This window comes from Ruminococcus flavefaciens MA2007, from assembly GCF_000621845.1.
Taxonomy (GTDB): domain Bacteria; phylum Bacillota; class Clostridia; order Oscillospirales; family Ruminococcaceae; genus Ruminococcus; species Ruminococcus flavefaciens_E.
Window position 1 is genome coordinate 121,558 of the sequence record NZ_JHXF01000009.1, and the last position, 22,363, is coordinate 143,920.

15 protein-coding genes and 1 tRNA gene are annotated in these 22,363 nt (G+C 46.7%); 9 read left to right on the top strand and 7 right to left on the bottom strand.

Annotated elements, in window-relative coordinates:
• Entirely contained in the window at positions 1-300 is a 300-nt protein-coding gene (locus tag T497_RS0105875) for a hypothetical protein (protein ID WP_028514812.1), read from the top strand.
• Here the strand turns inward: T497_RS0105875 and T497_RS0105880 are convergent.
• Positions 289-840, bottom strand: coding sequence for a hypothetical protein (locus T497_RS0105880; RefSeq protein WP_028514813.1), 552 nt, complete (start codon positions 838-840; stop codon positions 289-291). The two genes, T497_RS0105875 and T497_RS0105880, sit on opposite strands and share 12 nt — an antisense overlap.
• Before the next feature lie 93 nt (positions 841-933).
• On the opposite strand from T497_RS0105880, the gene T497_RS0105885 reads away from it, so the two are divergent.
• A tRNA-Arg gene (locus T497_RS0105885) sits at positions 934-1,005 on the top strand.
• A 104-nt stretch (positions 1,006-1,109) separates the two neighbouring features.
• Here the strand turns inward: T497_RS0105885 and T497_RS17415 are convergent.
• The 4 genes from T497_RS17415 to T497_RS0105905 all read right to left on the bottom strand — a co-directional run bounded on the left by T497_RS17415 (position 1,110) and on the right by T497_RS0105905 (position 5,645).
• Positions 1,110-1,877 (bottom strand): ComEA family DNA-binding protein, encoded by a 768-nt coding sequence (locus T497_RS17415; protein ID WP_051530550.1) that lies wholly within the window; start codon positions 1,875-1,877, stop codon positions 1,110-1,112.
• Positions 1,878-1,982: 105 nt separating this feature from the next.
• Positions 1,983-3,611, bottom strand: a complete 1,629-nt coding sequence (locus tag T497_RS0105895) for a glycoside hydrolase family 36 protein (RefSeq protein WP_028514814.1) — start codon at positions 3,609-3,611, stop codon at positions 1,983-1,985.
• Positions 3,604-4,992, bottom strand: coding sequence for an MFS transporter (locus T497_RS0105900; protein ID WP_028514815.1), 1,389 nt, complete (start codon positions 4,990-4,992; stop codon positions 3,604-3,606). The genes T497_RS0105895 and T497_RS0105900 overlap by 8 nt, the downstream gene beginning before the upstream one ends.
• A 5-nt stretch (positions 4,993-4,997) precedes the next feature.
• A complete protein-coding gene (locus T497_RS0105905; RefSeq protein WP_028514816.1) occupies positions 4,998-5,645 on the bottom strand; it encodes a TetR/AcrR family transcriptional regulator in 648 nt (215 codons plus the stop codon).
• A 114-nt stretch (positions 5,646-5,759) separates the two neighbouring features.
• Between T497_RS0105905 and T497_RS0105910 the strand changes: the two genes are divergently transcribed.
• The 4 genes from T497_RS0105910 (at position 5,760) to T497_RS16020 (ending at position 13,426) form a co-directional block, all read left to right on the top strand.
• The gene (locus T497_RS0105910; RefSeq protein ID WP_028514817.1) at positions 5,760-7,214 is read left to right on the top strand and encodes a DUF6937 domain-containing protein; all 1,455 of its coding nucleotides are present in this window, start codon (positions 5,760-5,762) and stop codon (positions 7,212-7,214) included.
• 206 nt (positions 7,215-7,420) lie between these two features.
• Complete coding sequence (locus T497_RS16015; RefSeq protein ID WP_028514818.1) at positions 7,421-10,030, top strand: glycoside hydrolase family 11 protein; 2,610 nt, start codon at positions 7,421-7,423, stop codon at positions 10,028-10,030.
• Between the two features lie 172 nt (positions 10,031-10,202).
• A complete protein-coding gene (locus T497_RS0105920; protein ID WP_028514819.1) occupies positions 10,203-10,520 on the top strand; it encodes a TfoX/Sxy family protein in 318 nt (105 codons plus the stop codon).
• Between the two features lie 14 nt (positions 10,521-10,534).
• On the top strand, positions 10,535-13,426 hold the full coding sequence (locus tag T497_RS16020; protein ID WP_037324520.1) for a family 43 glycosylhydrolase: 2,892 nt from the start codon (positions 10,535-10,537) through the stop codon (positions 13,424-13,426).
• A gap of 321 nt (positions 13,427-13,747) precedes the next feature.
• Here the strand turns inward: T497_RS16020 and T497_RS0105930 are convergent, their stop codons facing one another.
• A complete protein-coding gene (locus tag T497_RS0105930) occupies positions 13,748-15,022 on the bottom strand; it encodes an aminotransferase class I/II-fold pyridoxal phosphate-dependent enzyme (protein WP_028514820.1) in 1,275 nt (424 codons plus the stop codon).
• A 330-nt stretch (positions 15,023-15,352) separates the two neighbouring features.
• Here T497_RS0105930 and T497_RS0105935 point away from each other — a divergent pair, with 330 nt between their 5' ends.
• Together T497_RS0105935 and T497_RS0105940 are read left to right on the top strand one after the other, a co-directional pair.
• Positions 15,353-16,906, top strand: coding sequence for a dockerin type I repeat-containing protein (locus tag T497_RS0105935; protein WP_028514821.1), 1,554 nt, complete (start codon positions 15,353-15,355; stop codon positions 16,904-16,906).
• 123 nt (positions 16,907-17,029) lie between these two features.
• The gene (locus T497_RS0105940) at positions 17,030-17,947 is read left to right on the top strand and encodes a tetratricopeptide repeat protein (protein WP_028514822.1); all 918 of its coding nucleotides are present in this window, start codon (positions 17,030-17,032) and stop codon (positions 17,945-17,947) included.
• Positions 17,948-17,959: 12 nt separating this feature from the next.
• On the opposite strand, the gene T497_RS0105945 is transcribed toward T497_RS0105940, so the two are convergent.
• On the bottom strand, positions 17,960-20,026 hold the full coding sequence (locus T497_RS0105945; RefSeq protein WP_028514823.1) for an Eco57I restriction-modification methylase domain-containing protein: 2,067 nt from the start codon (positions 20,024-20,026) through the stop codon (positions 17,960-17,962).
• Between the two features lie 294 nt (positions 20,027-20,320).
• Here T497_RS0105945 and T497_RS0105950 point away from each other — a divergent pair, with 294 nt between their 5' ends.
• Complete coding sequence (locus T497_RS0105950) at positions 20,321-22,285, top strand: putative bifunctional diguanylate cyclase/phosphodiesterase (protein ID WP_028514824.1); 1,965 nt, start codon at positions 20,321-20,323, stop codon at positions 22,283-22,285.
• Positions 22,286-22,363 lie beyond the last annotated feature (78 nt).

A 22,363-nucleotide genomic window follows, 5' to 3' on the forward strand; every position in this document is an offset into this window, starting at 1 on the left:
ATGCGCAGAAAAAATAAAAACACCGCCCTCAAAGCAGTTTTTTTATATCTGCTTCTGAGCGGCGGCTCATGGATGTTTATCAATTGTTATGCCAATTCCTACAACAGGCTCAGCGGTGAAGATATCCGACCTGCGGGAGCTATAATAAGCGGCGGACAAGCCTCAGTGGAGCTCCTCGACCACAGCGCACAGTTCAGCATATCGGGGATAGCTCCCGAAAGCAAGGCTTACTGCGGAGCTTATCTTCTCTCACCCGACGAGGTGAGAGCGGCGGCATATGTCATATCATTATGTATATAGCTTGGATTGTCTTGTATAGTAGAAGGTGTTCAGCTCTCCCGTATAGATAAGGTCTGCACCGGGGAAACTCCTGAAATCATCGGGTTTATACAGGCTGAACGCCTTTTCCAGCGGTATTCCTATCTTATCCATCGTATAGGCTACGAACTGCGAACAGACGAAGCTTCGCTCGCGTTTCCATTCGATATTGAAGTAAACTGCAAGGAGACCGAGCAGATTATACGAATACACCTTGCGGTATTCTTCAAAATGGTGGATTATCTTGTTATATGCTTCCTTTTGTTCGTCAGTAACGCTGATGCGATATATCTCACATGGTATATTGTGGTACTGTCCAAGAGTGCCCTGACCGACTATTTCCTTGTTAAAGGTAGCAGGAAGCGGAAAAGGACGGTAAGTACGGCAGAAGCTGTACATCTCGGAAAGTTCTATATCGCCTGAAAGAGAAACGTGATTATAAGGCTTTTTGGTGAAAAATTTGAAGAACCTTGCAGGTCTGGTGCCTGTTTGCGCAACTATCAAATAAATGTAGTTCCCCAAAACGTTCCCTCCTAATTTATTTTTTATAATTATAGCACAAATGCTTGCAAATTTCAAGAGTTTTTGATATAATATTATAGTATTATTATTTATGCGCCTGTAGCTCAGTGGATAGAGCATCCGCCTCCGACGCGGTGTGCGCTGGTTCGATTCCAGTCAGGCGTATCCGCACAGAGCCTGTGCGCCCGATCACGTTGGCGCTCGCAGGCTCGCTTGCTTTTTTATAAGTGGCTTACTCTGCATACACATTAATGCCCCTTGATATCAGGTCAAGGGGCTTTTTCAGCGTATCCAATAGTTATATATTCCATAATTTCAGCAGCATCGCTTCGTGATAGCCCATCTATGAGCAGAAGCTCATATTCGTTGCGAAATCCGCCTGCACGCTCTCTGAAATCTATTATCCTGTCGGCGATTTCCTCGTCCACATGGGGCAGAAGCATGAGGATATCACGCTCCGCCGTGTTTATATTTACGGGAGAGACCTCTTCAAGGCTGGGAACGTGTTCCGTCTCCTGGTCAACATCGGGAGTATCGCCGATGACAGGTTCTTCCTCGGGCTCATTGTAAATCGGATCAATAACGTAGATATGGTCTCGGATATCAGCAAAAATGCTCTCGCCTATACCCTTTACGTTCATTATCTCCTCGATATTTCTGAATCTGCCGCTGTTTTCGCGGTAGCTTATTATCTCTTGTGCAAGGACTTCTCCAATGCCCTTTAGCTTTGTCAGATCATCAGCGCCGGCGGAATTGATATCAAGCCGGACAAATTCGGCAGTAGTCGGAACAGCTGTAGTCCTTGAAGTATGAGAAGTGGTTTTGCGTGTCGTAGTCTTTGATCTTGATGTGGTCGATATTCTTGAAGTTCGGGTGTATTCTGTGGATATATCTTCTGTCTTTGGTATTATTGTTACAGTATTTCGTGTGTTTTCGGGCATGTCGGTGATATGAAAGAAAAATACAGCAGCGCCGATAACTGCGGCTGATAAAAGCAAAAAGAGCAGATATTTTATCGTGGAAGCGTCTTTTTTCAAGAATATCACCTCTCTTATACTGCTTTTTCGACAAATTACGATAAAAAACGACAAATCGCGGCTATGGATTCAGGCTGACTTTCCGTGGAAGGTAAGCCTGTTCTGTCACATATCGTAGCGTTTTTTGTACTTTTTTTCGCCTATCCTGAATCTCAGGGTAAGAGTATCGTCGTCAAGGTCAGCCGAGATTATCTCAGCGTCCCTTATTTTCAGTATTTTCGAGAGCTCCTTTGTTTCTTCCTCGGTATAATCGAAGAAGTTATCAGAGGTGAAAAGTACGCTTCCCATGAGGGCATTGACCTCTGCAAGACACTTTTTCTGCTCGGCAGAAAGGGAGTTATTGCACGGTCTGAGCAGGAAAACGTCAGGATCGTTCAGGAAAGCCCGTCCGTCAAGCTGTCTGCGGAACACTGTATTGAGGATAGTATTCCTTGTGCTGACACGCTCGCGGTGCATTAGTCTCATGTGAGGCTTGTCGTTCCAGTCCAGACTTACATCACAGCCGATACGGCAGTATTCAACCTTGCCGAATGCCGAAGCCAGCGGAACTCCGCAGCCCAGTATCATGGCGTCTCCTGCACATTCGCGGAGGAAGTCCATAGCCTCAGCCATTATCTGTCCGCGAGTCTTGTCACGCCGCGGTACTATGCAGGCGGCATATAGGAAGTCAAGTTTCAACAGTTTATAGCCCCATTCCTTGACTATGGTCTCGATAGCGTATTTGATGTATTCCCGAACCTCGGGATTATAGATATCCAGCGCATAGAAGCCGCTCCAGTTTGAGCCGCCTCTGACGTATTCCTGCTTGTCGTCAAGAAGCAGCCACTCCTTGTTATTGCGGAAAATATCTGAGCTTTCCTCACAGACAAAGGGAGCAAGCCATATTCCTGGGATAAGACCATCGGCACTTATATCGTCGGCAGTCTTTTTCATGCCCTCGGGGAATTTTTTATCATCAACGGACAGCCAGTCTCCGACTGCGGTCTGCCAGCCGTCGTCTATCTGGAAAACGTCAGCCTTGCAGGTGAGAGCGTCCAGACCATTGAGGTCGTCAAGTATAGTTTTTTCATTTATATCCTGATAGTGGTTATACCAGCTTGTATAGCCGAAGATAGGCTTTGCAGCCCTTGGCTTTACTCCGAGCTCTGAGAAATATCTGTCAAAGACCTCGGCTTCGCCGCCCTCGGTGATAAGGAGCTTTAACGCGCACCATTCGCCGTTTATTGTAACTCCCGAACAGTCCTTTTTCAGGGAGACAAGTCCCTTGTCAACATGGGTGATGATCTGTGTGAAGCCTGTATTTTCGGCAAGAGAGCCGATAAAGATATAGTGTGTATCATTGCGGATATAGCCGTATGACCAGCCGTGCATATCATCGCCGTAATCTGCAAAATTATAGTCGCCGTACTGTGAAAAGGCGTATTTTTCACGGATAGCGCAGGGAATATGTCCGATACCGCGCATTTTTCCGTCAACAGGACGCTCCACTGAGTCTGTCCACGACTGATAGCCGTTTAGGAATATCTTATCATTGTCTCTGAAGTCGTATTCAAACTCCGCGCAAAGCTTCTGAATGGTTATTTCGTCGTTTGCTTTGAGCTTTACGGTGAAAACATCGCCGTCGGTATTTATCTCAAGCTTCATGCGCTCGTTGCACACAGAGCTGGACGTTATTGCCATAAAGTCGTTTTCGCCGTCATTATAAAGGAATTGCAGGGATTTGAATCTAAGCATTTTTCTGTCCTCCCTCGATACGGTCAATGACCTTCTTTTCGTTGTATTTGAGGAAAACTATTCCGCCAAGCAGGCAGAGACCTGCCGCTAACAGAGCTGTAAGACGGTATCCGAGACCGTAGCCTGACTCGCCCTTTTCAACATCGCCGCCGATAAGAGCGATACTTGTGAACATGAGCATAGCAAGGGACTGTCCCAGCTTGAATGCAAAGGTACGTGCAGCATAGAACATACCCTGTCTGCTCTCGCCTGTGTCGAGCTTGTCTGCTTCTGATATATCAGCAACTACAGCCTGTGGGAGTATGCCAAGTATCGCCATTGGCACAGCTGCAAGAACAGCTATGATAACTCCGTATGCAAACGGCGGTATAGCGAGTATACCAGCGGCTGCGGTAACGAGAAAGGCAAAGGAGAAGAACAGGAAAGCGAATGCTATGAGCTTCTTTTTGCCCAGCTTCTTTGAGAAGATGTTTACCAGCGGATAAAACGCCAGTGAAACAACTGTCATTATTGCAAACAGTGGGAATGTCATGCCCGAATCAAGTCCAAGAAGAACTGTTATATAGAATGAAAGACCTGTCTGGAACAGTGTAAGACCTACCCAGTAGAGAATATCAGAGCATACGAATATGCGGAAGTCCTTGTTTTTAAAGGTGGCAAGAAGCGAGCTGAATGCCGAGCTTTTGCTGGGAGTAGTGTCTGCGTACTGGTTTTCGTCGATAAGGAATGCAGGGACCAGCATACAGATAACGGCTACAGCTGCAAGTATAGTTATAGTTATGCGGTAGCTGTTTGCGTAGCCCATGCTTTCGAGGAACATACCTGCGATATTCGGAACGAGGTATGCAACGGCAGTGCCGAAGAAATAAGTAACTGAGATAAATGTGGAAAGATTTATTCTTGCGTTTTGTGTGCTGCCCAGCTCAGGTATAAGAGCGTTATATGGCGTACAGTAGCAGGTCATGCAGAAGTAGAACATCATTGCAAATACAAAGAGAGTAGCAGCGTTTCCGAAGCTGCCTGCCTCAAAGGGCGATATGAACATGAGAACTGTTACGGCGCCAAAGGGGATAGCCGCAAAGCGCATAAAGGGGATACGTCTGCCCCATTTGTGCTTCAATGAATCGGATTTTCCGGCAACAAGGGGATCGGTCACAGCGTCAAAGATACGTCCGAAAGCTGTGATGATACCGATAGCGGTGAGACCTATGAAAGTGCCCTTGGGTATGAACTGGAGCTGACCTTTTGCAAGCTCCTCCTGACTTGGCTGATAGAAGAATACGAGCCAGTTGGCGATTATTCCCGAAAGCAGCGACCAGCCAAGCTGACCTATTGCAAATATCCATAATATCTTGTTTGTCGCAACTTTTCTGTTCTCCATAAGGTTCACTCCTTTCTAAGGAAGAAAACGGCTGTCTCAATGATAGTCCCGAGCTCGTCAACAGCGTGAGAGAAGTCATCACCCGGGAGAAGCTCTCCCTGAATGAGCTTCTTGCTGAGCTCCATAAGAGTGTGTGCGTAGGAAAGGTAGAATAGGCGTATATTCGGTATCTCGCGGACCGTACCGTCATACAGTCCCGTAAGATAAGCGTTTTCAAAAACGGGGTAGAAGTTTATGATAGACTTCTCGTAGTTTTTCAGATCCTGCTTGGGAATATCTCCTGACATGAGCATGAGGTCGAACTCCGAGAGAAGTTTCATAAAACCCGGGTGTGCCTCGTAGAGAACTATGAACATTCTCATCAGGTCATTGACCTGCTTAATGCCTGACTGAGCAAGAAAGACATCGGATTCAAAGATACCGCTGAACATCTTGTTGAGCTCGTTCCACATATAGGTCATGGCAGCGATAGTGATACCGTTTTTTGTGCCGAAATAGCGATAAAGAGTAGCTACGCCTACACCGCTTTCCTCAGCGATATCGGTCATCTTGACAGCTTCGATACCGTTTTTGAGAAAGAGCTGAGCGCTGACTTCTACAGCCTTGTCGAATCGTTGATTTTTCAAATTATCCTGCGAAAATGCGTTTTCCACTTGACAAACCTCCTTTTTTGTGATAGACTATATATCAGATGATAGACAGCCTATCATTGTTAAATTAATTGTATCATATTTTACGCATTTTGTCAAGACCTTGGAGGTATTTTTATGGACAGATCAAAATTTATCTTTGGCAATGAAATATCCCGAAAAGCTTACAAAAAGGCAGTTAAGACAAAAGCAAAATTCATTGATAAATACGGCGACGATTCCGACGCTGTATATCACCTTGCCGAGGTTGAAGCTCCTGCTGTAGGAAAGCCGCTGGGCGTCCGCAAAATAGTCATCGGTAAGGAGAGCACCTGCAAATTTGACGACAAGAGCCTTGTTATAGGCAATATCCGTATGGGCTTCGGACACTACAGGATATCCATGGCTATAGCTTCAGCTGCTCATGCTATGGGCTATACGCCTTATTGGTTCGACCTGCACTCATTCAAGGAGGCGTCCTGCGGCAAGATAATCGCTCAGCAGAACGAGCTGTATTCCCTTGGTTCACGCCTGTCTCAGCGCTTTGCACTTTTCAATAAAATAGTTTGGGAGCCTCTCAACAGCGAGGGATTCCGCAAGCTGACCTATAACAGCTCCGACCAGAAAACAGCGGAGCTTATGACTGCTGTATTCAAAGAGCTCCCGAAGGATATCCCTTATGTGGCAACTCATGTATGGCCGTCACAGGCGGCAGTCCACGCAGGGCTCACCCATGTTGTAAACGCTATCCCCGATAACTGGCCCATGGGACTTCATCTTTCCGAGGGCGCTGTCCATGCGGTGCAGACTCCGTCGGCTTACCTTGGCTACAGAGCTCTCCGCGGAATGGACAAGAAGCGTCAGCTAAAGCCTATGCCCAAGGACGCCATAGTTTACACAGGTCACTATATCGACCATGAGCTTGTAAGCAATATCGAGGCGGATTGCCAGAAGCGTATAGACAGAGTCAACAGCAAAAAGCCTGTCCGCTGGCTCATGTCCGTAGGCGGAGCAGGCGCACAGAAGGAGATATTCATTGCAGTTATCCGAAAGCTTCTTCCTGCTATAAAGGCGAGAAAAGCTGTGCTTTTCATAAATGTGGGCGACCATTCAAAGGTATGGCATGAGCTTGTTGCGGCAGTTCCGCAGATGAAGCCGTTTCTCCGTGAGCATTTCGACGATTTTGACGAGACCGCAAGCTTCTGTGAGGAAGCTTACAGCGGCGAGGTCAGCGGTATCCACGCTTTCTGTCATTCCGATATATTTGCCGCAGTTTACTCAACGAATCTGCTTATGAGGTGCAGCGACGTCCTCATCACAAAGCCAAGTGAGCTTGCGTTTTATCCCATACCCAAGCTTATGATAAAGCGTGTAGGCGGTCATGAGGCATGGGGAGCTATCCGCGCTGCCGAGATAGGCGACGGTACATATGAGTGTTCAACGCCTGCGGAGACTGCTGCCATGATAGACATGATCCAGCATGGCAGGGACATCATCGAGAAGATGTGCGGATACATTCTCACCGCCAAAAAAGCAGGAGTTTACAACGGAGCATACCGCGCCGTTGAGCTTGCTGTGGGCAAAAACAAATAATGATCAGCCGTGTTTCCTGAGCTTTGCGCAGGGAACGCGGCTTTGCTTTTTGCACAAAAATATCAGATGAGTGATGTGTAAATCGCTGAAATTCACGTTCAATCTTTGAAATGTCCACCATATATGTAAATAGTAGGTTGTCTTATCATATTAGTTGAAGTATAATATGATTGGAGAAATTTGCATTTTTTAAAGGAGTGATACTAATGAAGCATTCAAAAATCTTCGGGAAAATGCTTTCTGCTGTTACAGCGTCTGCATTGCTGTTGGTAGGCAACACAGCTTTCCCCGAAATAGGCACAATGACCGCTAAGGCTGCCGATGCGCAGGACAGAGGCAACATAGGCGGCTACGACTACGAAATGTGGAATCAGAACGGTACAGGACAGGCGTCAATGAAACCAAGCGCAGGCTCCTTTACCTGTTCATGGAGCAACATTGAGAACTTCCTCGCTCGTATGGGAAAGAACTACGACAGCAAGAAGCTCAATTACAAGGACATAGGCAATAATATCGTCCTTACCTATGATGTTGAGTATTCACCGAGAGGAAATTCCTATATGTGCGTTTACGGCTGGACAAGAAAGCCTCTCATGGAGTATTATATCGTTGAGGGCTGGGGCAGCTGGAGACCTATCGCAGGTGACGCAGAGAGAAAAGGCACGGTAACTCTCGACGGAAATACCTATGACATTGCCAAGACAATGCGCTATAATCAGCCTTCGCTGGACGGTACCCAGACATTCCCTCAGTACTGGAGCGTTCGTCAGACCAGCGGCTCAAGAGATAATGTTCAGAATAATATGAAGGGCACTATCCATGTAAGCAAGCATTTTGACGCATGGTCAAAGGCAGGACTTGATATGTCGGGCACTCTTTATGAAGTATCTCTCAATATCGAGGGCTACAGGTCCAACGGCTCAGCTAACGTAAAGAGCGTAAGAGTTTACGAGAATTACGATGACGGCGGAGAGAATCCCAATCCCGGCACATCTGAGGAGCAGCCAAAGACAACTGTAGAGCCTGATGAGAATGGCTACTACTTCAACGATACCTTTGACAGCGGCGTTGGCGACTGGGCAGGCAGAGGCGCAGCCACAGTTGATACGACCACTTCTGAGAAGTTCGCAGGTACAGGCTCACTGAGCGTATCAGGCAGAACAGCTAACTGGAACGGCGCTGTAAAGGCTCTTGATACTTCAACATTCAAGCCAGGTGAGACCTACAGCTTTGCTGTAAACGCTATGTACAAGAGCGGCGGCTCTGAGGAGAAGTTCAAGCTTACTCTTCAGTACAATGACGGTACAGGCGCACAGTACAGCGAGGTAGCTTCTGCTTCTACAACAGCAGGCGACTGGGTACAGCTTGCAAATCCGAGCTATACTATCCCTGCTGGTGCAACAGACCTCCAGCTTTATGTTGAGACAGTTGATACCGATATAGATTTCTATATCGACGAGGCAATAGGCGCAAAGAGCGGCACAGAGATAAAGGGAGCAGACGGTCCGAAGGTAGTTATCCTCGGTGATGCTAACTTCGACGGCGCTGTAAACTCATTCGACCTTGTAGCAGCAAGAAAGGCTATCCTTGCAGGAAATGCAAGCGGTTCAGACCTTAAAGCTGCCGATGTTGACCAGAACGGCAAGCTTGAAACAGCTGACCTTGTTCTTATCCAGTCCTTTGTTATCGGTAAGATAAGCGAATGGCCCGAGCCGCCAGAGCCCGAGAAGCCTGATTATGATACCTCCAAGTGGGATAACTACAAGGAGACAGCTTCTGCTCAGTATATCGACTTCTACAAGAGCTCGATAAAGCACATGGGCAACACATACAGACTCACCCAGAAGCTGGCAGCAGCTGAAAACGGCGAGTCTCTTACAGTAGCTTACCTCGGCGGTTCAATTACCGAGGGCAAGAACTACACAACACCATTTTCCAACTACCTCAGGACAACATTTGCAAAGGGCAGCTTCAAGGAGATAAACGCAGGTCTTTCGGGAACATCTTCCGTTGTAGGACTGGTCCGCAGCGAGAAGCAGATAGTCGAGCAGAAGCCCGATATCATCTTCCTTGAATTCTCCGTAAATGACCATGAGGATATCATGTACAAGAAGTGCTTTGAGAGCTGTATCAAGAAGTTCCTTGATATGCCTAATGAGCCTGCTGTTGGTATCGTTATCACACGTTCAAAGGGCGGCTTCTCAAGTCAGGCACAGATGTATCCTATCGGCAAGAACTTCGATATCCCTGTAATCAGCATGGACGACGCACTTACAAAGGCGTTCAACAGCAAATTCCTCCAGGCAAGCGACTACTACACAGACGAGTACCACCCACACCAGAAGGGCGGACAGCTTGTAGCAGATTGTATGGCATATTATGTTCGTCAGGCATTAAAGACTGAGAATCAGTCCGCAGGCTACACACAGCCTACAAAGTACGTTTACGGCGCAGAGTACGCTTCATGCGTAAATGTTGATCCGAAGACACTCACAAACTTCAATGCGGGTTCATGGAAGGCAGGAACAGGCTATAACTCACTGCCATACTCCTACACTCTTAATGGCGGAAGTCCTATGACATTCAAGACACAGGGTAAGGGCTTCATAGTTGTATTCAAGGCTAACAGCTCGGGTATGGGCAGCATCAATGTTACTGTAAACGGCAAGACTACAAAGATCAACGGCAACAAGCAGTACACATGGGGTGGTCCTGACGCAGAGCTTGGCTACTATCAGAATACTACGGGGGACCTTGATGTTTCAATCACAGGAAGCGGCAGCTTCACAATTTGGGGCATAGGTCTCATAAAGTAAAATTCAACATTAAAAGCTCCGACCTTGTGTCGGAGCTTTTTTGTGCCATAAGATACAATAAAGCACAAAAAACTATTGATTTTTGGGATAAAATAGTATAGAATAATAGTGATTAGTTATTAGTGATCAGTAGGGGACGGCGTTCTCGACGTCCCGAAAAAAGGAGTAAAAAATGGCATCATCAAAAGACTATCTTGAATACGTACTGGAACAGCTTTCAGAGCTTAACGACATAACATACCGTGCTATGATGGGGGAATACATCATCTACTATCAGGGCAGAGTCATCGGGGGGATCTACGATGACAGATTTCTTGTGAAGAACACAAAAACTGCAAGAGCGCTTATGCCTGATGTGTCCCTTGAGCTTCCCTATGAGGGCGCAAAGGAAATGCTTCTTGTGGAGAATATTGAGAACAAGGCTTTTCTTAAAGAATTATTTGAGTCAATGGTAAACGAACTGCCATTGCCTAAGAAAAAAAGTAAATAGAGGAGGTTTAGGGAATGAACAGACTGAAAAGGCTGCTTGCTGCTGCAAGCGCCGCTGCGCTTGCATTTGCGGCTTGTCCTGTTCCTGCACAGGCGGCGGTAACGGCGGACTTTGCCGACGAATACGGCGAAGTCATCAGCGGAGCGGACTACACTATCATGGTTCGGCTTAGCGGCAAGTATGTAACAGCCGCAAATGACGGAAATGTCCACCAGTGGGAGAAGTTAGGCGACGATTCACAGGTCTGGCATATCGAGAGTGCAGGTAACGGGAAATGCTGCATACTTTCGGGCAAGGACAGAAAGCTTGCGCTGACCGTGGAAAACGGCGACTCCACCAACGGAAACAACATCTATCTTTCGGAGTACAAGGATACGGCGGCTCAGCATTTCATACTCCACCGCACTGACGACGCATATTATATCACAGCGGAGTGCTCGGGCAACGCGGCACTGGACGTCTATGACATAAGCTATGAAAACGGCGCTAACATTGACCAGTGGGACTACTGGAAGGGTGAGGGACAGAAGTTCTATATCCGTCCTGTTGGCGGCGATTTCAGGTTCATTCGCGGCGACCTTAACTTTGACGGAGCTGTGGACAGCTTTGACCGTATCATTATGCAGCGCGGACTTATCAGCAGCTTCGATGATACCATGTCTGCAATTGCGGATATGAACGGCGACGGAGCAGTGAATACTGCGGATTTAGTCATGCTTACAAGCTATATCCTCGGCAAGGGCGCCGATATACAGACCTACAGCACTATTTCCACCGAAAAGCCTGATGTGGCGTATCTCTTTGCATACTTCCTCGGCAATGCTCCCGAGCAGGAGCGCCTTTCCTATGCGGTCAGCACTGACGGCTACAACTTCAAGGCACTCAACGGCGGCGGAGCTGTATGGAAGTCCAGCGTAGGCACTGAATGTCTCCGCGATCCCTATATTTTCAAGGGCGAGGACGGCTTCTACTATATGCTTGCCACGGATATGAAGTCCTCACTTGGCTGGAACAGCAACCGTAATCTTCTCAGTGCCAAGTCTACCGACCTTGTACACTGGTTCGACGAGACAAGCATTGAGATAGCCAACAAATATCCTCTCATGCAGGGAGCTGACCGTGCTTGGGCTCCGCAGGCTATATACGATCCTGAAAAGGAGTCCTACATGATATACTTTGCGGCGAGAGTTCCGGGACGCGATGACAGGACTATCATGTATTACGCCTACAGCAAGGACATGAAGCGCCTCGATACTGAGCCTGCGCTCCTGTTTGCTCCTAAGAACGGCAACGACGCTATCGACTCCGATATAATTTATCAGAAGGGCAAGTACTATATGTACTACAAGAACGAGACAAACAAGCGTATTTATCTTGCCACAGCCGACCACGCAAGCGGTCCTTACAGCGAGATAAAGCAGGTCTCTGAGGGAGATATCGGCGTTGAGGGACCGAATATCTATAATCTTATCGGAACCGACAAGTGGCTGATGATGTCCGACGCATACGGCAACGGCTATTATGTAATGCAGGAGACCACTGACCTTGAGAACTTCAAAACTGTCAGCCGAAACAGCTACAGCTTCAACTTTACGCCCCGTCACGGATATGTTATCCCTATAAACGGTGACCAGTACAACGCGCTTATCAGCGCATATCCCTCGGCAGGGCTTACTCCCATAAACACGGGGATAAAGAATCCTACCGTAAATGTAAGGGCTGGCGAGCCGCTGAAAATGCCTGAGACTGTCACGGCAACTTATACAGGCGGCGGCAGGGGAGAGCTCAGCGTTGACTGGGACAGCTCTGCTGTCAGTAGTATCAACACTGAAAAGGCTGGGACTTATACCGTAAGCGGCACAGTAAAGTCAAGTGCGGAGCTATACGCCGATCCATTTATAAAAGAAAGAGCCGATCCCTATGTGGTGGACGGCGGCGACGGATATTTCTATTTTACGGCTTCTTATCCTGCTTACGGCAGCGTGGATAAGGGCTACGACCGCATAATCCTCCGCAGGAGCAATACAGTGGGCGGACTTGCCGCCGCTGAGGAAAAGACCATTTGGAAAGCACACTCCAGCGGCATACTTGCCAAGCACATATGGGCTCCCGAAATGCACAAGATAGGGAATTCGTGGTATATGTTCTTTGCGGCAGGCGCCAGCGGAGATATATGGGCGATACGTCCATACGTACTGAAATGTGATGGAGATCCTTACACGGGAAACTGGACGGAGTGCGGACAAATGCAGGCAAGCGCAGGGGACAGCGAATCCTTTGCGAACTTCTCCCTCGATATGACATATTTTGAAAACAACGGCAAACACTACGTTATATGGGCAGAAATAAAGGGCGATTCTTCACTGTTTATGGCTGATATAAGTCCCGACGAGCCGTGGAAGCTCATATCCAAGCCCATACTCCTTACCAAGCCCGAGTACAAGTGGGAGCTTGTGAATAATCGTGTAAACGAGGGCGCGGCAGTTCTGAAAACGGATAAAAAAGTGTATGTATTCTTCTCGGCTTCGGGAACAGGCTCGGAGTATTGTGTAGGCAGGCTTGAAGCGGATATTGATTCAAATCTTATGGATACAAAGAGCTGGAAGAAGCTGACAGAGCCTGTGCTTTCAACAGCCGATGTCAAGGGCAAGTCAGGTCCTGGACATAACAGCTTTGTGACCGACGAAAAAGGAAATCTGCTTATAGTTTACCATGCGCGTCCCGACAGCCATGCTTCACAGGGCTGCGGAACATATAACAAGGATCCGCTGTATGATCCGTGCAGACATACCCGAATCAAGCGAGTTGTGTTTGACGGAAACGGCGATCCTGTGCTGAATCTCAGTGACGAAGCGGAGCTCTCTGCGGCAAATAAAAAAGTGACAGCAACAATTATAGTTGAATAATAAATTATTACTTGTAGGGGACGCCGCCTTCGGCGTCCCGATGTAGGGTCGGATATTATCCGCCCGTTGGAAAATGTAGGGGACGGCGTCTTCGACGTCCCATTTAGGGACGCCTTCACTTGCAAGGCCCCCTAATCGGGTCCGTCCCCTCTGTCGCGTTGCGACATCTCCCCATTTTATGGGGAGTCACTCCGCCAAAGGAACACGGTCCCTTTGGAATCCCGTTCATGGGCTCGGCAAGTTATTGCGTTAAATTATGATTTATACTAAGCTTCAAATCAATGAAAAAGCCCTTTCGGTCAAACCGAAAGGGCGATATTTTTATTCAGCCAAAAGCTTTTCAGCAGCTGCTATCTTTACGCAGATAACAAAGAGGTCCATTGCCTTGCTGAGGTCCTCTATCGGAGGATATGTAGGAGCAAGTCTGATGTTCTTGTCATCGGGATCAATGCCGTATGGGAATGTAGCGCCTGCGCCTGTAAGTGTTACGCCTGCTTCACTGCAAAGTGAAACTATTCTCTTTGCGCAGCCGTTAGGAGCGTTGAACGAGATGAAGTAACCGCCCTTTGGAGTTGTCCACTGACCGATACCGAGAGGAGCAAGCTCCTTTTCGAGCTTATCGCAAACGAGACTGAACTTTGGAGCGATAATGCTCATGTGCTTCTTCATGTGCTCCTGCATATTCTTGAATGTGCCGAAGAACTTAACATGACGGAGCTGATTCATCTTATCGTGGCTGATAATGCTTATGCCGAGATACTTCTTGAGCTCGTCGATATTTTCCTTGCTGCCGCCCATAACTGCAACGCCTGCGCCTGGGAAAGTAACCTTTGAAGTCGAGCCGAAAACGTAAACGATGTTCTCGTTGCCGACCTTCTTTGCTTCGTCAAGGATATTGAGGATATATTTAGGTGAGTCGGTGAGGTGATGAATGCAGTAAGCGTTATCCCAGAAAATACGGAAGTCCTTAGCAGCAGGCTTGAGAGCTGCGAAACGCTTTACAGTCTCGTCGCTGTAGCATATGCCGTCAGGGTTGGAGTACTGAGGAACGCACCAGATACCCTTGATAGTCTCGTCGTTCTTTACGAGCTCCTCTATCATGTCCATGTCAGGACCTGTAGGAGTCATAGGGATATTTATCATCTCAACGCCGAAGAACTGAGTTACCTTGAAGTGTCTGTCATAGCCGGGAACAGGACATAGGAACTTTACCTTGTCGTATTCCGACCATGGCTTGCTGCCGAGGATACCCTTGTTGAAAGCGCACTGAACAGCGAAGAACATAGCGTTGAGGCTTGAATTACCGAAGATGATGATCTCGTCGGTGTTTACGCCGATCATTTCAGAAAAGAGTTTTTTTGCTTCTGGGATACCGTCAGGTACACCGTAATTGCGGACATCATTGCCGCATTCGCTCATAAAGTTTCCGTCGTCGAAAGCCTTGAGCATATCAAGACTGAGGGCGAGCTGTTCGCTGCATGGATTGCCTCTTGACATATTGAGGCAGAGTCCCTGACTCTTGAAGTCATTGTACAGCTTTTCGTTTTCGCTTTTGAACGAAGCAAGCTCTTCTTTTGTCATCTGGGATAAATTCATTATCGGGATCTCACCTTTCAAATAATTAATAAGTGCAGTAATATGCACAAAATCTCCACATAACAGTATATCACAGCGACCGGACATTTGCAAGTGTCAATATAACAAATTATACTGAGAGATAGCTTCTTTTTTTGGCAGTTTCGGCATTATTCGCCTATATATAGCGATATTCTCTTTTGGAATAGCAAATTGCACTAAAAGTCCAATGTTAATTTTAAATGAAAATCAGGTGATAACTATTGACTTTTATGGGCAGTTTATATATAATATAATTATACAGATAAACTAAGGGGATGGGCATTAATAGTTTCAATAGGAGGGTTCTGTATGAAAAGATTAATCTCATCGACAATTTCATTATTGACATCATTAGCCTTGACCATGGGTGCAGGCACAGCAGGCGTGGTATGTGCAGTTGATAATTCGGAAGATGTCTCAGGATTTGAAGTGACTTTAGGCGACGCTGACTTCGGTTCGCTGACGCTTCCTGCTTCTCCAAAGGCTGAGTCCAACTATAAAAGCGGCTCTTTTAACTACGGAGACCAGCTTGATGCCAACAATACGGCGGTCTACAATGAGTTTGTTAAGCTCACTGTTCCAGACCTCACACCTATCAATGTCAAACTGCCCGAGACTGTGACTCTTAAAGTGTCTGCGCTGCCTAATTCAGCGCGTTTCACCGAAGAGGATCAGGAGAATTTCCAGCTGGCTGTATTCGGTGCCTGTAAGCCAGGTATCGACGCTGCGCTTTTTGACTGCCCCGAGATATACTGGATAGAGCCTTCGGGCATAAATATCGGTCTTGGCGAAGATACAGGCGTTACTTCAAGCTTCTGGACAGGCGGCTATACTCTGAAGATAAGGTCCCTTGAAATTACACCTGCCTATCTTGAAGGCTTCAGCTCACTTGAGGAGGCTAAGAGCTACGGCGCTCTCCTTGAAGAGGGACTGGACAAGGTATCAATTGAGGGCTCAAACAGATATGAGCAGCTCAAAAGCATACATGACTACATAGCTAAATTTACAAATTACGACCTTAAAGCAAGGTTCAGCAGCTCTGCTCTGGGCGCTGTTGTTGAACCCGGTGTTGTCTGTGAGGGCTATGCCGAGGCGTTCAAGCTCATGTGCGACAGACTGGATATCCCATGCGTATGCGTATTCGGAAACCTCATCGAGGAGGACAATACGGGACATATGTGGAATTACGTCAAAATGGAAGACGGCATATGGTACGCTATGGACGTAACATGGGACGATCTTGACGGCAAGTACGGCAGGGAAGTCAAGTATGATTATTTCCTGAGAGGTTCAAAGAGCTTCTCTGAGAAGCATACTCCCGAGTCTGACTATAAAATAACTCATTTTGAGTACCCCGAGCTTTCGGAAACAGATTATGTCCTGACTACAGGACCAAAGCAGACTACAACCACAACAACAACCACCACAACAACTACTACCACTACAACAAAGAAGCCGACTACAACAACTACTACCACCACTACGACTACTACAACCACAAAAAAGCCGACCACAACAACGACTACATCGACAACTACCACAACAAAGCCGACTACAACAACTACAACGACTACTACGACCGCTAAGACAACAACAACAACAACCACAACGACTACAACGGCTAAGCCGACAACGACCACAACTACTACAACGACTACGACAACAACTGCGCCGCCAAAAACGCTTATAGGCGACCTTAATCAGGACGGCGAGGTAAATGTTGCAGACCTTGTATATTGTCAGGGAACAGTTATCGGCAAGATAAAGCCTCAGCATTCCTGCGACGCTAACGGCGACGGCAATACAGATTCGTTCGATATCGTTTTCATGAGAAAACTGCTCATTGCAGGTAAAGTTAAATAACGCGTTATATCATTCATTTTCTTACAGTTAAAAGGTGAAAAAGGCTCTCACATCGTCTATCAGAGCCTTTTTCACTGTGTACACCACCAGTAAAGGGCTTTACAGAAACGGAGAAAGGATATTATGAAAAATGATTTCCAGAAACCAAAGGATAATCTGATGATACTGCGAGCCCTTGCGGCTTGGTGGGTACTGGGATTTTCCATTATCTTTTCAGCCACAACGGTCATAGACCTGCTTTCATCGGCATGGAAAGGTACTGGTATCGGCAGGGCGATGATGTTCCGTGCGGCTTTTTCGGCACTGTCCGCAGTTCCGATAACGTTTATAGTGTATTTCTTAGTGATACCGCGAGTTAATAAGCAGTTTCGGATATTCCGGAAAATAGTGTCAAGGATATCCGACGAGGGCTATTCCGACGCGGTTATAAAGGATATGGAGGCTCAGCTCCAGTTCTGTATGACTATGCCTACAAGCTACGCTACATACAGGAATCAGTACGCAATGTTCCTCACCGAAGCTTATATGTCGCTCCATGAGTATGAGCTTGCCGAGGAAAAGCTTGGCTGTGTGGACTATGAGTTCATGAAAAGCGAGCTCCGCGGCACAAATACCATATCATTACAGCGGAATATCCTGCTTATTCATGTGCTGAGAGTTCAGCTTGCCGCCGTAAGCGGCGATATAAAGCTGACTGAGGAGCGTGTAGCCAGCGGCGAAAAGGTATTCGCATTATACCGTGATAAGAGCGAAATGATGAACTATCTTATAGATACGGCTTATTTCGAGTCCCTTTTAGTGCATGAGCAGTACGAAAACGCTGATAAGCTCCTTGAGAAATACAAGGACAACGAGGAACTGAGATTCGGATATCTGCTTGACAAGGGACGCTGTTATATGCGCATGGGCAGAACGGAGCAGGCTGAGAACTACTTCAACGAAGCCTATTCCATGGCTACAAATGACTGGCGCAGGCGCACTATCGACCTTGAAAGAAACAACCCTATTTCTTCAAAAACAAGAAAAAGCACTCGCAGATAATGAGGTGATGCCTCATATCAGCGGGTGCTTTTTGAAATCACGGCTGGTCTCGAAGAAATCGTACTCAGCCTTGGATATTTCCACACATTCCGCCGCAAGCTCATCGACTTCGGCGGACTTTTTATATATTACGGGGAATTTTGCCACCTCTCCCGACTGAAAATTCAGAGTAGGGTTCAGCTGACCGAAGATATAGGCAAAAACCTTGGAATTGAGCAGTGCGCAGATGAAGTGCTTTTTGTCGTCAAGGTCAAATATACAGCAGCCGCCGTTATCGAAGATATAGCCCTTTCCGAACTCGCGGATACTGAATTTTCCGCTGGTGAGGGTAGACCATGTAAGACCTGCCTTGGTGAAATAGCGGTAATTCGCTACAACAGCAGTGGGGATAGCTCTTATCTCTGCACCGTCGTCAAACCAGTCGATGACATAGTCGTTGAAGCCGTACCACTTCCGATAGCCGCCGCCCTTATTATAAGGAAACCAGCGCTTTTTCAGAGTTTCAGCCCTGTCGATAGAGTTGCTGTCAAGATTGAGCTTGTTTTTGTCCACCTCGAACCAAAGTCTCAGGAATCTGTCGTTATCAGAGGTGGAATTGCCTTTTCGGGGAGCTGCGATACTTCCCAGAGGCGGATATTTCGTGAAAAGTCCGCGGACGCTGTCACTAAGCCAGTATGCCGCAGGAGCATTGGGCAGCTTGCAGAAATCCTCGGCGTCAGCCTTGAACACATAATTGCAGTCAGGAGAAGCTATAGCTTCAAGAAGCTTTTCACGCTGAACTTCAAGACCGCCGCGGAAGTCCGTAAGACGGAAGTAAACACCCTTGCACTCGGTTTTGCAGTTGCGCATTGTAAAGGCGCAGACAGGCACGGTAGCCTCCTCAAAGGCGGAATACTCGAACTGCACAAGACTTTCGAGAGTACGTTCGGTGAACATCATTCGGCGGAGCTTTTCGTAGCTCTGAATGAACAGCCAGACAAAGGGCGTAAGGAAGCCAAGATAGCCCACTGGCTTTGCAAGCTCGGTGCAGCGCTGTATAAAAGCGGAAAACAGGTCAGCACGGCTGTCGGGATAATTAGCCTTGATGAAGCAGAGAAGCTGAGAACTCATATTTCCGCAGCTTAGATATGGCGGATTCGTCACCACAGCGTCGTATTTGCGTGTTAGGAGCTCATAGACCTTTGCCGCTTTTGTGCCATGTGTTTGGGGCGGTATAGTCGGTCTGAGAAGACTGCCGAAGAGCTCCGAACCCTCAAACTGCTGCGAAAAATCGTCTGCGCCTGCTAAATCCTCGGTATCCCAGAGATTCAGCTCAATATTACAGCTGAGTATCTCGGGAGCATAGTCCGCTGCTTTCATTATCAGCGCAAAATGGGACATTCTCCGCATATGGCTGTCGATATCCAGACCGAAGATATTCCGCGTAAGAGCGAGCTTTGCGGCTTCAAGGCGGTCATAGCCGCGGGAGATATACAGCTCCATGAACAGGTCGAGTGCAGCAGTGAGGATATTTCCGCTGCCCATGCATGGATCGAGAAAGGTTATATCCTCGGGAGCACAGGGGATAGCTTCGGTATCTCTGCGGATATGATAGGGAAGATTTGATGTATCAAATCCGCAGGCTGACGAAAAAGCCTGACCGAGAGTATTTTCCGTCATATAGCGTACGATCCAGTGGGGAGTGAATATCTGCGTAGCGGCTGAGATGTTCTCAGTGCCAACCTTGACATTGCGCTTCAAGCCGCTGAGTGCAGCCTCCTTTGCGTCGCTGTTGAAGTACTGATAGAGCCGTCCTATGAGCTGAACGTTGCTTTTCCACGATTCATCGGGGATATCGCCAAGCATTTTGCATACCTTATCAGAAGCTGATATAACTGCGCTTTCAACGGTAAGCCTTGGGAACACTTCGGGGAAAGCGTCGCTGAGTTCCGTTTTATCTATTTGCAGTTTATTGGCGGCAATGTATCGCATGGCAGCTCCGCGGAAAAAGGCTTCAAATCGAAGCGCATCGGAATCAAGTGCGCTGCGGAACTCATTTTTTACGGCTTCGGTGATATTTTTCAGCGATGACCTTTTCACGGTATCCCCCCCTTAAATCAAATAACATTATTATTATAACACACAGCGGCTTTTCTTTCAAGTGAAAAGGGAATATTGCCGATATAGTTCGTTTTGGGGACTATGTGATTTTTTGTAAACTATTGACAATTTACTATGGGTGTGTTATAATAATTTTGTGTTCAATAACTTCGGTTTAAATAAATTGCGTATAAGCGATATGTTTTTAGCTTATTATCAGTTATTAATTCGATTATTTACATCGCAGCTTGGCGGTAATACTGTTTCTATTTTTTTACAACGGGGGGACTACATATGAAAAAGGTCTTGAAATGGTTGTCGGACGGTCTCGGTTTTGAGAAGCAAAGCAAATATGTAAACGAGTATTTCTTCAGAGCGAATATGCGTGCGAGCATTTATATGTCCGTTGTTGTAATAGTTCTTGAAATATGGATGATAATCCGTATGACCAATACCATATTTGAGAATAATCTTCAGAGTAATTTCAAGCATTATTTCGAGAAGTATTACATCAATTATATAATTCTTCTGGTTTCGGGCGTACTTATGCTCCTGTTTTCACAGAGATATATCAGGGGAAAGACCAAGAATCACGCTCTCGGACAGTGCATAAAATGGGTATTTACCTTTATATGCATCTATTTCGGAGTAAAGATATCCATTAACGATTATGCAAAGGGAGAGCAGATACTTACTTTCCTTACTATGGAACTTTTCTCCATGTGTCTGCTTACATGGAAGCCTTTGGCGGCGTTCCTTATCTCAGGCGGCTCTTATCTTTATTTCTTCCTGCGCATAAATGATATGGTGGCAGTTAATACGGGAGACCAGGGTACTACTATAGCAACGCAGATAAACTTTTTTACCATGTGGATATCTACTATGATGGTATGTGTTGCAAATTATAACAACACACGTTTGCAGGCTATCAAGGACGAGAATCTTGAGAAGATAAACGCTTATCTTTCAAAGATATCCGTAGAGGACGAGCTGACAGGCATTCACAACATGGTATATTTCCGCTCAGAGGGCGAAAAGCTTCTGAATTATGTAACGACCGATAAGGAAAATATCCTTTTCCTGTTCTTTGATATCGAAAACTTTAAGTCCTACAACGAAAAGTACAGTTTTCAGGCAGGAAATGAGCTTCTTAAAAAGATAGCTCATATGATAGAAGATGAATTTGAAGGCTCGCTTGTTTCCCGCTTTTCCGATGACCATTTCGTAGTTCTTACCAGTGTTGACGGAGCTCAGAATAAGATAGGACAGCTTTCAGGGGAGATAAAGAAGCTCCAGAAGGAAGTCCACCTTGAACTGAAATGCGGCGCTTATAAGCCTACAGACGATAAGTCTGACATAAGTCAGGCCTGCGACAGAGCTCGTTTTGCCTGCAACAGTATCAAGAAGCACTATGACCGCACTCTGCGTTTTTACGATAAGTCCCTTGAGGACAAATTCCAGCAGAAGCAGTACATCGTCAATAATATCGACACGGCTATTGAAAACGGCTGGATAAAGGTATTCTACCAGCCAGTTGTGGATACTTCTGACGGCTCTATCTGTGGTCTTGAAGCTCTCGCAAGGTGGCAGGATCCGAATTACGGACTTCTTCCTCCGGGCGCATTCATCGAGATACTTGAAGAATACCGCCAGATATACAAGCTTGACCTCTGCATGGTGGAATCGGTTTGCAGAGATTACCGCGAGTCTGTTGACAGCGGAAAAGCCTTCGTTCCTGTTTCGCTCAACTTCTCAAGACTTGATTTCGAGCTTTGCGACATCGTCGGAAATCTCTGCGAGATCGTCGAGAAGTACAACGTTCCAAAGGAATTTATAGATGTGGAAGTTACCGAGAGCGCTCTTACCGATCAGCAGGATTTCCTGCCGAATGCAATAAAGAGCCTCAGGGAAATGGGCTACAAGGTTTGGCTGGACGACTTCGGAAGCGGCTATTCATCGCTGAATGTACTTAAAGATTACCATTTTGATGTTCTCAAGATAGATATGAAGTTCCTCAGAGGCTTTGACAGCAACGAAAAGACCAGACCTATCCTTGAAAATATCGTAGACCTGACCAAACAGCTCAGTATGGTATCGCTTACCGAGGGCGTTGAGACTAAGGAGCAGTTCGATTTCCTTGCAAATATCGGCTGTAACCGCGCACAGGGCTACCTGTTCAGCAAGCCTCTGCCGCTTGAGGAGCTAAGACAGAAGATCGCCGCAGGCAAGCTTTCTATCTCAAAGCAATATGCAAAATAATATTACAGCGCTTTCGTTTAACAGTAATACTTATATAGAAATTTTATGTTTATTATTGAGAGAACCCCTTTTGAAAAA